This is a genomic window from Kribbella sp. NPDC048837 (genome assembly GCF_055586945.1).
In genome coordinates this window covers 102956-116748 of record NZ_JBVJHF010000010.1, presented here as the reverse complement: position 1 = coordinate 116748, position 13793 = coordinate 102956, and the positions used below count along the sequence as shown (strand labels likewise).

Here is a 13793-nt window from a genome sequence, read left to right as displayed (position 1 = left end):
CGAGTGCCCGCCTCCCCGGAAGGAGACGGGCACCCGGTCGTGCGATCAGAGCGTCGCGACGACCTTGACCGTGTCGCTGTCGTCCGCGTGCCAGACGATCTCGCCGGTGATCCGGCCGGCCGCGCGCAGGTCCGGCTCGGCCCGCTCGGCGAGCGTGAGCCGCGCCGCGGGACCGGTGACCTCGACCTTGCTGACCTCGGTCTTCATCGAGACCTGGGCCTCCGACTTGGCGCCGCGGATGCCCGCGAGCACCTCGGAGACCGCGTCCAGCACCTCGGGATCCTGGTCGGCAACCACGAGATCGACGTCCGGCGTCGGCCACGACGACAGGTGGATCGAACCCTCCTGCCACCACGACCACACCTCTTCGGTCGCGAACGGCAGGTACGGCGCGAGCAGCCGCAGCTGGACCGACAACGCAACCGCCAGCGCGGCCTTCGCCGAAGCCGCGGCCGCCTCACCCTGACCGCCGTACGCGCGCTCCTTCACCAGCTCGACGTAGTCGTCGCAGAAGGTCCAGAAGAACCGCTCGCTGACCTCGAGCGCACCGGTGTAGTCGTACCGCTCGAAGGCCGCCGTCGCGTCGGTGACGACCGACCGCAGCCGCTGCAGCATCGCCAGGTCGACCGGCTCGGTGACCGCGGAGGCGTCCACCGTGGTCGCGCCGAACCCGAGCACGAACTTCGACGCGTTCAGGACCTTGATCGCCAGCCGGCGGCCGACCTTCATCTGCGACTCGTCGAACGGCGAGTCCAGCCCCGGCCGGGTCATCGCGGCCCGCCAGCGGACCGCGTCCGAGCCGAACTTGTCCAGGATCTCGGACGGGACGATCGCGTTGTCCTTGGACTTGGACATCTTCTTGCGGTCCGGGTCGACGACGAAGCCCGAGATCATCGAGCGCGCCCACGGCAGCGTCCCGTTCTCGAAGTGGGCCCGGACGACGCGGGAGAACAGCCAGGTCCGGATGATCTCGTGGGCGTGCGTGTTCAGGTCCATCGGGAACGTGCGGCGGAACAGGTCCTCGTCCCGCTCCCAGCCGCAGACGATGTGCGGGGTCAGCGACGACGTCGCCCAGGTGTCCATCACATCGGGATCGGCCTCGAACCCGCCCGGCTTGCCGCGCTGGGACTCGTCGTACCCCCGCGGGGCCTGGGAGGTCGGGTCGATCGGGAGCTCGGCCTCGCTCGGCATCAGCGGGTGGTCGTAGTCCGGCTCGCCCTCGGCGTCGATCGGATACCAGACCGGGAACGGGACGCCGAAGAAGCGCTGGCGGGAGATCAGCCAGTCGCCGTTCAGGCCCTCGACCCAGTTCAGGTAGCGGTGGCGCATGTGCTCGGGGACCCAGGCCAGCTCGTTGCCGCGCTCGATGAACTCCTGCTTGAGCCCGGCGTCCCGGCCGCCGTTGGTGATGTACCACTGCCGGGTGGAGACGATCTCGAGCGGCTTGTCACCCTTCTCGTAGAAGTTCGTCATCCGGGTCGTCGGCGTCGGCTCGCCGTCCAGGTCACCGCTCTCGCGCAGCTTCTCGACGATCAGCTCGCGTGCGCTGAACACGGTCTTGCCGGCGAGCTCGCCGTACAGCTCCGAACCTTCCAGCCACTCCGGGGTCTCGCGCAGCAGCCGTCCGTCGCGGCCGATGACCGTCCGGACCGGCAGCTGCAGCTCACGCCACCACTGGACGTCGGTGAGGTCACCGAAGGTGCAGCACATCGCGATACCGGCACCCTTGTCCGGCTCGGCCGCCTCGTGCGCGAGAACCGGCAGCTCGACGCCGAAGAGCGGCGACTTGACCGTCTTGCCGAACAGACCCTGGTACCGCTCGTCGTCAGGGTGGGCGATGAGTGCGACACAGGCCGGGATCAGCTCCGGCCGGGTGGTCTCGATGTAGACCGGCCCGTGCGGCGCGTGGAACGCGATCCGGTGGAAGAAGCCCGGGTAGTTGCGGGCCTCCAGCTCGGCCTGGGCGACCGCGGTCTGGAACGTGACGTCCCACATCGTCGGCGCCTCGGCCAGATACGCCTCGCCGCGGGCGAAGTTGCGCAGGAACGCGCGCTGCGACGTACGGCGGGAGTCCTCCGAGATCGTGGTGTAGAGGTACGACCAGTCGACGCTCAGGCCGACCTGCCGCCACATCGCCTCGAACGCCTGCTCGTCGATGTGGGTCAGCTCACCGCACAGGTCGACGAAGTTCTGTCGGGAGATCGGGAGCTGGCGCTTCGGATCCGGCTTCTCTGGCGGGGTGAAGTCCGGGTCGAAGGGCAGCGTCGGGTCGCACTTGACGCCGTAGTAGTTCTGGACCCGGCGCTCGGTCGGCAGGCCGTTGTCGTCCCAGCCGATCGGGTAGAAGACCTTCTTGCCGCGCATCCGCTGGAAGCGGGCGACCAGATCGGTGTGGGTGTAGCTGAAGATGTGGCCGACGTGCAGCGACCCGGAGACCGTCGGGGGAGGCGTGTCGATGGAGTACACATCGGCGCGCTCCGCGGTGCGGTCGAAGGCGTAGGTCTGCTGCTCCTTCCATACGGCAGCCCACTTCTCCTCGAGACCTTCGAGGCTGGGCTTGTCTGGAACACGGGACGTCAGGCTCATGCGCACAATCGTAGTGGTTGTCAAGGGGTGCTCCGACCGGTTTATCCACAGCCCCTCCTAGACTGGGCCTTCTCATGAGCGACCTTTCCTACGCCGATGTGTCGGCACAGCTCCAGCAGCGTTGGCCGGAGCACAAGATCGAGCCCACGCTGGACCGGGTCCGGCGGCTCGTCGAGCTGCTCGGCGACCCGCAGAAGGCCTACCCCGTGGTGCATCTGACCGGGACCAACGGCAAGACCTCCACGGCGCGGATGATCGACACCCTGCTGCGCGAGGCCGGGCTGCGGACCGGCCGGTTCACCAGCCCGCACCTGGAGTCGGTCCGGGAGCGGATCACCCTGGACGGCGAGCCGATCAGCGAGCAGCGCTTCGTCGACGCGTACGCCGAGATCGCGCCGTACCTCGACGTCGTCGACGCCGAGCAGGAACACCCGCTGTCGTTCTTCGAGGTGATGACCGGGATGGCGTTCGCGGTATTTGCCGACGCCCCGGTCGACGTCGCCGTGATCGAGGTCGGTCTCGGCGGCACCTGGGACTCCACCAACGTCGCCGACGGGACCGTCTCGGTGATCACCCCGGTCGCGGTCGACCACGCGCACATCCTCGGCGCGGATCCGGTCACCATCGCCCGGGACAAGTCCGGCATCATCAAGCCGGGCGGTACGACGGTCATGTCGCAGCAGAGCCTGGAGGTCTTCGAGGTCCTGCTGGCCAAGGCCGCGGAGGTCGGCTCCCAGGTCGCGCGGGAGGGGATCGAGTTCGGCGTCACCGCCCGCTCGCTCGCGGTCGGCGGTCAGGTGATCTCGGTCAAGGGCCTCGGTGGCGAGTACGACGACATCTTCGTCCCGCTGCACGGCGAGTACCAGGCGCACAACGCCGCCACCGCTATCGCGGCCGTCGAGGCGCTCCTCGGCGCCGGCCCGCAGTCCGAGGGCCGGGTCACCACCGAGCTGCTCCAGACCGGCTTCGAGCAGGTCACCAGCCCGGGCCGGATGGAGGTCGTGCGGCACAGCCCGACGATCATCGTCGACGCCGCGCACAACCCGCACGGCGCCGAGGCGACCGCGGCCACGGTCTCCGAGGCGTTCACGTTCCAGCCGCTGATCGGCGTCCTCGGCTGCATGAAGGACAAGGACGTGTACGGCCTCCTGGAGGCGTACGAGCCGATCATGGAGACGGTCGTGTGCACCCGGAACAGCTTCGTCGAACGCTCGATGCCGGCCGAGGAGCTCGGTGAGCTGGCGATCGAGGTGTTCGGCGAGGACCGGGTCCTGGTCCGTCCGCACCTGATCGACGCGATCGACGACGCGATCCGGCTGGCCGAGGAGAACGCGGTCGCCCTCGGGACCGGCGGCGTACTGATCACCGGATCGGTCATCACCGCCGGCGAGGCCCGCACCCTGCTGGTCCGCAAGCAGAAGACGGCCGACGAATGAGATCGCTCGCGTCGATCGTCCTGGGTTTCGAGGCGCTCGTGCTCGCCCTGGTCACCCCGGTGATGATCTCCGTCGCCGACATCCGGCCCGCGGTCGCGGTGCCGGTCTGCGTGGGCCTGGCGCTGCTGGCGATCGTCGCCACCGGTCTGCTCGGCCACCAGGTCGGTTACGTCCTGGGGTCGGTGGTCCAGGTCGGCGCGGTCGGGCTCGGCTTCGTCGTCCCCGTGATGTTCGTGCTCGGGCTGGCGTTCGCGGGCTTCTGGGTGGCCGCCATTGTGCTCGGCCGCCGCATCGAAGAAGCCAAGAAGGCACAGCAAGCCCAGAGCGGTTAGGCTCACGGCCCCGACCTACTTCGAGAGAGAGTTGTCAGATGTCGCAGCGCACCCTGGTCCTGCTGAAGCCCGACACGGTCCGCCGCGGCCTGGTCGGCGAGGTGCTCGGCCGGTTCGAGGCCAAGGGACTCCGGATCGTCGCGATGGACCTGCGCACGATCGACGGCGAGCTGGCCGACCAGCACTACGCCGAGCACGTCGACAAGGCGTTCTACCCGCCGCTGCGGGACTTCGTCACCAGCGGGCCGCTGGTCGCGATGGTGCTCGAGGGTGACGAGGCGATCGAGGTCATCCGCGCCCTGAACGGCGCCACCGACGGCCGCAAGGCCGCCCCCGGCACGATCCGCGGCGACCTCTCGCTGTCCAACCGTGAGAACCTCGTGCACGGCTCCGACTCGGAGGAGTCCGCCGCCCGCGAGATCAAGATCTGGTTCCCCGACCTGCCTTGATTCCAAGGGGTCCGGAGGCCGCTGCGGACTGCTGGTGAGGAAGCGGATACGATACGTGCCGGGCGGACGGGTCGTGTCGGTCCAGCGGCTGGGCGCGGGCGGCGCTTAGCCTGATCGGGGACCGAGTGGGAGGTGCCGCGGTGGCGAACAGCATGCTCGGCCGCGACATGGCGGTCGATCTCGGAACAGCGAACACCCTCGTCTACGTCCGCGGCCGCGGCGTCGTGCTGAACGAGCCGTCGGTTGTGGCGACCCGGACCGACGAACCGCGCGAAGCGGTCGCGTTCGGGCACGAGGCGAAGAAGATGATCGGCCGGACGCCGGGCAACATCACCGCGATCCGCCCGCTGAAGGACGGCGTGATCGCCGACTTCGACGCCGCCGAGCAGATGCTGCGCTACTTCATCCAGCGGGTGCACCGGCGGCGGTACTTCGCCAAGCCGCGGATCGTGGTCTGCGTGCCGTCCGGGATCACCGCGGTCGAGCAGCGCGCGGTCCGCGACGCCGGGTACATGGCCGGCGCCCGCAAGGTCTACATCATCGAGGAGCCGATGGCCGCGGCGCTCGGCTCGAACCTCGAGGTCCGCGACGCCACCGGCAACATGGTCGTCGACATCGGCGGCGGGACGACGGAGGTCGCGGTCATCTCGTTCGGCGGCATCGTCACCAGCCAGTCGATCCGGGTGGCCGGCGACGCCATCGACAAGGCGGTCGTGAACTACTGCAAGAAGGAGTACTCGCTGCTCCTCGGCGAGGCCACCTCCGAGCAGATCAAGATGACCATCGGCTCGGCCTTCCCGACCACCGACGGGCCGGACTCCGAGATCCGCGGCCGGGACATGGTCTCCGGCCTGCCGCGCACCGTGAAGGTGTCGTCGTCGAACATCCGGCAGGCGATCGAGGAGCCGATCACCGCGATCGTCGACGCGGTCAAGGCCACCCTGGACAAGACCCCGCCGGAGCTGGCCGGCGACATCGTCGACCGCGGCATCGTGCTGACCGGCGGCGGCGCGCTGCTCAAGGGCATGGACGAGCGGCTGCGGCACGAGACCGGGATTCCGATCCACGTCGCGGAGAACCCGCTGGACGCCGTCGTTCTCGGTGCCGGCAAGTGTGTCGACAACATCGAGACCCTGAACCGCATCCTGGTCACCGACAACCGCCGCTGAGGTTCCACCGATGCTCAAAGACCTCGGTACCCCGGCACGAAGCGCGATCCGTTCGGCCGGTACGCCGCTGCGCTCGGCCGGCATGCCCCGCGAGATCCGGCGGCGCCGGACCGTTCTGGTGCTGGTGATCCTCGCCAGTCTCACGCTGATCGTGCTGGACGCCCGGCGTTCGACCGGCTCGCCGGTGGAGCCGTTGCGGGAAGCCGCGGCCGGTGTCTTCGGCCCGCTCGAGTCGACCGCGAGCTCGGCCCGGCAGCCTGTGGACAACCTCCGCGACCGGTTCGCCGAGATGGATAGGTTGAAAGCAGAGAACGACAAACTGAAGAGCGACAACGAAGAACTCACCCGGGAGCTGAACACCTCCGACTACGCCCGCAACCGGGCCACGGAGCTGGACAACCTGCTCAAGATCGCGCCCGCGTTCACGATGACGCCGGCCCGGGTGATCGGGATCGGCAGCGCCCAGAGCTTCAACCACACGGTCACCATCGACGCCGGCACGGCGGACGGCGTGCACGTCGACATGACCGTGCTGAACGGGACCGGTCTGGTCGGCCGGGTGGTGCGGACCACCCAGGGGACCGCGACCGTGCTGCTGATCGGCGACCGCAACTCGACCGTCGGCGGCCGGTTGAACTCCACCATGGCGCTCGGCTTCGTGTCCGGCCGCGGCGACGTGGCGGGCACCCTCGACTACAAGCTCGTCGATCTGAAGGCCCGGCCCAAGGTCGGCGACCGGATCGTCACGTGGGGCTCCAGCGGCAACGCGCCGTACGTGCCGGGTGTCCCGATCGGCGTCGTCACCTCCGTGACGCCGAACGAAGGCGCCCTCGGGTCCACCGCGACGATCAAGCCGTTCGTCGATCCCACCCGGATCGACACCGTCGGCGTGGTCACCGGACCGCCGGCCCGGGCACCGCGCACCAAGCTCACACCTGAGGAAAGGAAGGGGAACTGACGTGATCGCTATCCGCATCGGGTTGGCAACCCTCTTCCTGCTGCTGGCCGTGACCATCCAGACGTCGGTGCTGACCAACATCGCGGTCGCCGGAGTGACCTGCGACCTGGTCCTGATCGTGGTGATCGCGCTGGCGCTGTCCCGTGGCGCCGAGTGGGGTGCGATCGCCGGATTCGCCGGCGGACTGCTGCTCGACATCGTGCCGCCCGCCGACCACACGGCCGGCCGCTGGGCTCTGTCGCTCGCGATCGCCGGCTATGTCGCCGGCCTGATCCGCCGCGAGACGACCGGCCCCGTCGGCCCACTAGGTGTCGCAGTCACCGTCGTCCTCGGTACGGCGATCTCGCTGTTCCTGTACTGCGCCACCGGCTCGCTGCTGCACGACCCGTCGGTCGACTGGGGTGAGTTCGGTGTCCGCCTCGGCATCGCCGCCGGGTACGACGTGGTCGGCGCGATCGTGGTGATCCCACTCGTCATGTGGATCATGGGCCGCGTCGTCCCCGCCCGCGAACGCCGGCGGGTCGCGCCATGAGCTTCGACGGATTCGAGGCACCTCTCAAGGCGCGACTGCGGTTGCTCGTGATCGGCGTGCTGGTGTTCTCCTTGCTCTGCACGTTGTTCGGCCGGCTCTGGTACATGCAGGTGATGTCCAACGCCGACTACACCCAGGCCGCGACGCAGAACCACACCCGGCAGGTGCTGGTGCCGGCGCCGCGAGGCACGATCGTGGACTCCCAGGGCCGGACGCTCGTCGGCAACAGGGTGTCGCTCGTCATCACCGTCGACCGGTCCGTCCTCGCGAAGCTGCCGGACAGCCAGCAGAACGTCGTGATCACCCGCCTCGCGAAGGTGCTCGGGCAGAAGCCGAAGGACCTGAAGGCGCGCACGATGCTCTGCGGCGAGCCCGGCGCGTCCAAACCACCCGCCTGCTGGAACGGCACGCCGTACCAGCCGATCCCGGTGGCGAAGGATGTCACTGAGCAGGTCGCGATCGAGGTGATGGAACGCCGCGAGGACTTCCCCGGGATCGCCGCCGAGTCGCAGGCCCTGCGCGCGTACCCGGCGCCGTACCACGTGAACGCGGCCCACATCCTCGGTTACCTCTCGCCGATCACGACCGAGGAGCTCGAGGACCTGGACAAGGCCGGGCAGGACTCGGTCCCGCACCGGTCGGACCTGGTCGGCCGGGCCGGCGTCGAGCGGACGTACGACAAGCTGTTGCGCGGCACGCCCGGGGTGAAGGACGTGATCGTCGACGCCGTCGGGTACACGACCGGCATCAAGAAGCAGACCGCGCCGGTCCCTGGCGCCACCCTGGTGACCACGATCGACGCGCGGATCCAGGCCTCGGTCGAGGCCCAGCTGAAGAACGCGATCATGACCGCCCGCAAGCAGTACGACCCGATCACCAAGAAGAAGTACGTCGCCGACTCCGGTGCCGCGGTCGTGATGGACACCAAGACCGGCCGGGTCGTCGCGATGGCCAGCTACCCGACCTACGACCCGGGCGTCTGGGTCGGCGGCATCACCCAGCGCGAGCTCGACGCGTTGTACTCGTCGAAGTCCGGCACACCGCTGGTCTCCCGCGCCCTGCAGGGGCAGCTCGCGCCGGGATCGACGTTCAAGCCGATCACCACGGCGGCCGCGCTCGGCGCCGGGTACAGCCCGAAGACCCGGCTCGACTGCTCGTCGTACTTCGAGGTCGGCAACCGCCGGTTCAAGAACTACGAGTCCGCGTCGTACGGGATGATCGGGTTCGACCAGGCGCTCGCGCTGTCCTGTGACACGTTCTTCTACCGGATCGCCTACGCCCTCTGGCTCAAGGAGGGCGGCAACTCCAGCGACGTGACCACCCGCGACCCGCTGGTCGAGATGGCGCAGAAGTTCGGCCTCGGCAAGCCGACCGGGATCGACCTGCCCGGTGAGGTGAGCGGCCGGATCGCGGACCGCAAGTGGAAGAAGACCTACTACGACGCGCAGAAGGACTACTACTGCAAGCTGGCGAGCAGCCCGCCGGCCGGGACGTCGGCGTTCCTGAAGCAGTTCTCCCGCGAGTTCTGCGTCGACGGCTACAAGTACCGCGCCGGTGACGCGGTGAACTTCGCCATCGGCCAGGGCGACACCACCGTCACACCGTTGCAATTGGCAACGGTCTACTCGGCCCTGTCGAACGGCGGCACACTCTTCGCGCCCCGCGTGGTGCAGTCGTGGATCGGCGCGAACGGCAAGGCGCACGAGATCAAGCCCACCGTGAACGCGAAGCTCCCGGTCTCCAAGAACACGCTGCGCTACATCGACCGCGCCCTCCAGGAGACGGTCAAGACCGGTACGGCGGCCTGGAAGTTCAACGGGTTCCCGGTCGACCAGGTGCCGGTCCGGGCCAAGACCGGTACGGCCGAGGTCTACGGCAAGCAGACCACCTCGTGGCTGGCGTCGTACACGGATCGCTATGCCGTGGTGATGATGATCAGCCAGGCCGGCACCGGTTCGGGTGCCGGTGGTGACGCGGTCCGCAAGATCTACGAGACGCTGTACAACATCAAGCCCGTGCCGCCGGCCGAGCAGAACAAGCCGAAGCAGTGAGGGCTCGCCGATGGCGTTGCTGAACCCGATCCGGACCCGGCCGCGGATGGACCGCCGCTCGACCGTGTGGCACGTGGACTGGGTCCTCGTGCTCGGCGTCGTCGCGCTGTCGTTCATCGGCGCGATGCTGATCTGGTCGGCGACCCACGCCCGGACGTCACTGACCGACGGGAACCAGTACGCCTTCCTGGTCCGGCACGCGCTCAACTTCGCCATCGGCCTGGTGCTCGCGATCGGCGCCGCGGTCACCGACCACCGCCGCGTCCGGATCCTCGCCCCGGTCCTGTACGCCGCCTCGATCGTCGGGCTGATCCTGGTCCTGGTGCCCGGGGTCGGTGCGGTGATCAACGGGTCGCGGTCGTGGATCCAGCTGCCGTGGATGTCGATCCAGCCGAGCGAGTTCGCCAAGCTCGCGGTGATCGTCGGGATGGCGTTGCTGATCGCAGAGAAGAGCGAGACCGACCGCAACGAGGACGCCCGGACCATCGACGTCGCGCAGGCCATCGCGGTCGCCGCCGTACCGGTCGTCCTGGTCATGCTGCAGCCCGACCTGGGCACGGTGATGGTGCTGGGCTCGATCGTGTTCGGGATCATCGCGGTGTCCGGCGTCCCGAAGCGGTGGATGCTCGGCCTGCTCACGGCCGGCGTGGTGGTGGCCGCGGTCGCGATCAAGCTGCAGGTGCTGAAGGAGTACCAGCTGGCCCGGTTCATCGCGTTCGCGAACCCGTCGTCGGACCCGCAGGGCATCGGGTACAACGTGAACCAGGCCCGGATCGCGATCGGCAACGGCGGGGTCTTCGGCCAGGGCCTCTTCCACGGCAGCCAGACCCAGAACGCGTTCGTGCCGGAGCAGCACACCGACTTCGTCTTCACGGTGGCGGGGGAGGAGCTCGGCCTGATCGGCGCCGGGGCGATCATCGTGCTGTTCGCGGTGATCCTGTTCCGGGGACTGCGGATCGCGGTCAACGCCCGGGACGCGTTCGGCCGGCTGGTGGCGACCGGGATCGTCTGCTGGTTCGCCTTCCAGGCGTTCGAGAACATCGGGATGACGCTCGGGATCATGCCGGTCACCGGCCTGCCGCTGCCGTTCGTCTCCTACGGCGGCTCGTCGATGTTCGCCGGCCTGCTCGCCGTCGGCCTGCTGCAGAACATCCACCTCCGCTCCCACCAGTTCTGACCTGCCTCCCCGATCCGGCCTTACTCGTCAGGTACTCTGCTGCCTGCTCGACCACCGGTGGGCCCGCCCGGCCCTCGAAGGTTCTGGAAGGCCCATGACCAGGTTCGTGTCGTTCCCGCTCGTCCTGACCGCCGCTCTCGGCCTGTCGCTCACCGCCTGCGGTGGGGACGACAAGAAGGCCGCCTCGACTCCCGCCGCGAGTACGCCGGCACCGACCGTGACCTCGTCGTCGCCCAGCGAGACGCCCGGTGAACCGGTCACCCGGACCGCGGCCGAGCTGACCAAGGCCCTGCTCGCGCTGAGCGATCTCCCGAACGGCTTCTCACAGGAGAAGGACGACCCGGACGACAACTCCAAGCCGTTCTCCTCACCGAGCAGCCGCTGCAAGACCCTGGTCAAGTATCTGAACGCCACCAAGGCGCCCGGGTCGAAGGCCAGCGTGAGCCGGTCCTTCTCCGGCAGCCAGGAAGGCCCGTACTTCGACTTCGGCCTCGACTCGATGGGCACCGCGAAGGAGGTCGCCGACCTGCGCGACACCTACGCGGACGCGGTCGACTCGTGCGCGAAGGTCTCGCTCAAGACCGACGGCGAGAGCAGTACGTCGATGAAGGTCGAGAAGATCGCCGCACCCCAGTACGGCACCGGCCCGTTCGCGTTCCGCCTGACCGGCACCAGCGGCCCGAAGCGCGGCCTCGAGTACACCGCCGCTGTCACCGGCGTCAACGACGTCATCGTCTCCGTCGGCGTCCTGGCCGGCCAGGGCACCGAGCTGGACGTCGCCACCGAGACCGCCGTCGCGAAAGCCCAACAGGTGCTCAAAATCGGCGCGTGACCGGCGCCACACCGGCCGCTGTCACGCCGGCGTCGCGCGGACCCGTCGTGTCGGTATGGAACAACGGATCGACTTCAGCAAGGTCGTACCGGCCGGCTTCCGGGCTGTGTACGGCGTGGAGAACTATGTGCAGGGCAAGCTCGACCACACTCTGCTGCACCTGATCAAGATCAGGGCCTCGATGCTCAACGCGTGCGCGTTCTGCCTGGACATGCACACGACGGACGCGCTCAAGGAGGGGGACAGCAGCCAGCGCCTGTTCGGCCTGGCGGCGTGGCGCGAATCGTCCTTCTACGACGAGCGCGAGCGGGCTGCGCTGGCTCTGACCGACGCGGTCACGCTGCTCGAGCGGACCGGCGTACCCGACGACGTGTGGGACGCGGTGGTCGAGCACTTCGGCGAGGAGGGTGCGGCGGACGTGCTCCTCGCGATTGGCACCATCAACCTGTGGACCCGTCTGAACGTCGCGACCCGGAAGCAGCCGGTCCTGACCGCTTGACCAGCACGCTGCAGGAGTTCCAGTCCGCGCGCGGCATGCTCGCGGGCCTCGCCTACCGCCTGCTCGGAAGCTGGCACGACAGCGAGGACGTGCTGCAGGACGCGTGCGTCCGGTGGTCCGCCACGGACCGGACTGATGTGGCCGAGCCGCGTCGCTACCTGACCAGGGTGGTGACGCGGCTGGCTGTCGACGCTCTGCGGAAGCGGCAAGCGCGGCGGGAGAGCTACACCGGCGAATGGCTGCCCGAGCCGGTGCCGTCCGACCCGTTCGGCGCGGTCGACACCTCCGACCTGTCGCTGGCCGTCCTGCACCTGATGGAGCGACTGACCCCACCGCAGCGTGCGGTCTACGTACTGCGGACGGCCTTCACCCTCCCGTACGACGAGGTCGCCGAGATCCTCGACCGTACGGCGGAGGACTGCCGGCAACTGCACCGCCGCGCGGTGCAGGCCCTCGACCACGACGAACCGCGGTTCGAGCCCTCCACCGAAGAGCAGCGCCGACTCCTGCTGGACTTCGTCGCGGCCGCCCGCGATGGCGACCTGGATCGTTTGCAGACGATGCTGAAGGACTCCGTGATCTCTTGGACCGACGGTGACGGTGCCCGCCGAACGGCCCGCAGGCCGGTCGTCGGCCGGGAGCGGGTGGCCCAGTTCTTCGCCTACATCTACGCCCGGCCGAACCTGAGCGTCCGGCCCGTCCAGTTGGTGACCGGCCCGGCGCTGGACATCGTGATCGGCGACCGGCGCCATGTGCTGACACTGGAGTTCGACGGCGAACAGGTCGCGGCGGTCCGGGTCGCCGCCAACCCGGAGAAGCTGTCAGCGCTCGGGCAACGGCGTGATCGTCGTCCGGCGGTGGTGCTCGAAGACGACTGAGCTGCGGATGTCGGCGATCTCCTGGCGCTTGGCCAGGGCCAGCACGAGGTCGCGGAGGGCCTGGGTGTCCTTGACCGCGACGTGGGCGAGGAAGTCGGAGCCGCCGGAGACCATGAACATGTCCAGGGTCTGCGGGAGTTGCATCACGTAGTCCTGGAACGCGGTCGCGACGGCCATCGCCTGCGGGCGGAGCTTGATCGAGATGATCGCCTGGGTGGACCGGTCGATTGCGGTCAGGTCCACCTGCGCGTGGTACCCGCTGATCACGCCGCGGTCGCGCAGGCCGCGGATCCGCTCCAGGCAGGTGGACGGCGCGATCCCGAGCTCGGCCGCCATGTCCCGGTTCGTCCGGCGGGCGTCGTTCTGCAGCATCCGCAGCAGCGCCGTATCAAGTTCGTCCATAGCGGGCAGTTTCGCAGATCCGCCGAACGAAGTTCGGATCAGACCGTCCAGAGCCGTGCAGGTGGCTAGCTTGGCTGTCGTGCTGACGAACAAGATGGTCGTGGTGATCGCGACCGAGGCGCCCGTCGGCGTCGCCCTGAACACCGCCGCCCTGCTCGGCGTCGGACTCGGCCACCACCACGACGACGTGGTCGGCCCGGACACCGCGGACGCCTCGGGTGCGCCCCACACCGGCATGTGCGCCCACCCGATTCCCGTACTGCGAGCATCCGCCGAGCAGTTGCACGACCTCCGCACGCGGGCGGCCGCCCGGGACGACGTCACCGTGCACGACATGCACCAGACCGCCCAGCGCGCCCGCACCTACGAGCAGATGTCGACCACGCTGAGCGGGACCAAGCCCGAGGACATCGAGTACCTCGGCCTGGCCCTCTACGGTCCACGGTCAGCAGTCGACTCGCTGACCGGCGCCCTGCCGCTCTACCGCTAGCG

The 13793-nt window shown here is 69.0% G+C and carries 14 protein-coding genes; 12 read left to right on the top strand and 2 right to left on the bottom strand.

Features of this window, described 5'->3' with window-relative positions; genetic code table 11:
* Window positions 1-45: 45 nt before the first annotated feature.
* Window positions 46-2586, bottom strand: a complete 2541-nt coding sequence (gene valS / locus ACZ6O0_RS37700) for a valine--tRNA ligase (RefSeq protein ID WP_465769857.1) — start codon at window positions 2584-2586, stop codon at window positions 46-48.
* 74 nt (window positions 2587-2660) lie between these two features.
* Here valS and ACZ6O0_RS37695 point away from each other — a divergent pair, with 74 nt between their 5' ends.
* The 11 genes from ACZ6O0_RS37695 to ACZ6O0_RS37645 all read left to right on the top strand — a co-directional run bounded on the left by ACZ6O0_RS37695 (window position 2661) and on the right by ACZ6O0_RS37645 (window position 12899).
* Window positions 2661-4022 carry a bifunctional folylpolyglutamate synthase/dihydrofolate synthase gene (locus ACZ6O0_RS37695; protein ID WP_465769856.1) on the top strand — a complete coding sequence of 454 codons (1362 nt, stop codon included), beginning with the start codon at window positions 2661-2663 and terminating at the stop codon, window positions 4020-4022.
* Entirely contained in the window at window positions 4019-4354 is a 336-nt protein-coding gene (locus ACZ6O0_RS37690) for a DUF4233 domain-containing protein (RefSeq protein ID WP_465769855.1), read from the top strand. The genes ACZ6O0_RS37695 and ACZ6O0_RS37690 overlap by 4 nt, the downstream gene beginning before the upstream one ends.
* A gap of 38 nt (window positions 4355-4392) precedes the next feature.
* The gene (ndk, locus tag ACZ6O0_RS37685) at window positions 4393-4803 is read left to right on the top strand and encodes a nucleoside-diphosphate kinase (protein WP_465769854.1); all 411 of its coding nucleotides are present in this window, start codon (window positions 4393-4395) and stop codon (window positions 4801-4803) included.
* 140 nt (window positions 4804-4943) lie between these two features.
* Entirely contained in the window at window positions 4944-5972 is a 1029-nt protein-coding gene (gene mreB, locus ACZ6O0_RS37680; RefSeq protein WP_272948902.1) for a rod shape-determining protein, read from the top strand.
* Between the two features lie 10 nt (window positions 5973-5982).
* Window positions 5983-6930: a rod shape-determining protein MreC gene (gene mreC / locus ACZ6O0_RS37675; protein ID WP_465769853.1), complete on the top strand. Its 948-nt coding sequence runs from the start codon at window positions 5983-5985 to the stop codon at window positions 6928-6930.
* Window position 6931: 1 nt separating this feature from the next.
* The gene (mreD, locus tag ACZ6O0_RS37670) at window positions 6932-7462 is read left to right on the top strand and encodes a rod shape-determining protein MreD (RefSeq protein WP_465769852.1); all 531 of its coding nucleotides are present in this window, start codon (window positions 6932-6934) and stop codon (window positions 7460-7462) included.
* A complete protein-coding gene (gene mrdA, locus ACZ6O0_RS37665) occupies window positions 7459-9513 on the top strand; it encodes a penicillin-binding protein 2 (RefSeq protein ID WP_465769851.1) in 2055 nt (684 codons plus the stop codon). Before mreD ends, mrdA begins: the two co-directional genes overlap by 4 nt.
* Before the next feature lie 10 nt (window positions 9514-9523).
* Window positions 9524-10690 carry a rod shape-determining protein RodA gene (rodA, locus tag ACZ6O0_RS37660; RefSeq protein ID WP_465769850.1) on the top strand — a complete coding sequence of 389 codons (1167 nt, stop codon included), beginning with the start codon at window positions 9524-9526 and terminating at the stop codon, window positions 10688-10690.
* Between the two features lie 94 nt (window positions 10691-10784).
* Window positions 10785-11522 (top strand): hypothetical protein, encoded by a 738-nt coding sequence (locus ACZ6O0_RS37655; RefSeq protein ID WP_465769849.1) that lies wholly within the window; start codon window positions 10785-10787, stop codon window positions 11520-11522.
* A 55-nt stretch (window positions 11523-11577) separates the two neighbouring features.
* On the top strand, window positions 11578-12021 hold the full coding sequence (locus ACZ6O0_RS37650) for a carboxymuconolactone decarboxylase family protein (protein ID WP_465769848.1): 444 nt from the start codon (window positions 11578-11580) through the stop codon (window positions 12019-12021).
* Complete coding sequence (locus tag ACZ6O0_RS37645; RefSeq protein ID WP_465769847.1) at window positions 12018-12899, top strand: sigma-70 family RNA polymerase sigma factor; 882 nt, start codon at window positions 12018-12020, stop codon at window positions 12897-12899. Before ACZ6O0_RS37650 ends, ACZ6O0_RS37645 begins: the two co-directional genes overlap by 4 nt.
* On the opposite strand, the gene ACZ6O0_RS37640 is transcribed toward ACZ6O0_RS37645, so the two are convergent.
* Window positions 12843-13301, bottom strand: coding sequence for an Lrp/AsnC family transcriptional regulator (locus ACZ6O0_RS37640; protein ID WP_465769846.1), 459 nt, complete (start codon window positions 13299-13301; stop codon window positions 12843-12845). The two genes, ACZ6O0_RS37645 and ACZ6O0_RS37640, sit on opposite strands and share 57 nt — an antisense overlap.
* A 79-nt stretch (window positions 13302-13380) precedes the next feature.
* Between ACZ6O0_RS37640 and ACZ6O0_RS37635 the strand changes: the two genes are divergently transcribed.
* Window positions 13381-13791 carry a DUF2000 domain-containing protein gene (locus tag ACZ6O0_RS37635; RefSeq protein WP_465769845.1) on the top strand — a complete coding sequence of 137 codons (411 nt, stop codon included), beginning with the start codon at window positions 13381-13383 and terminating at the stop codon, window positions 13789-13791.
* The last annotated feature ends 2 nt before the right edge of the window (window positions 13792-13793 follow it).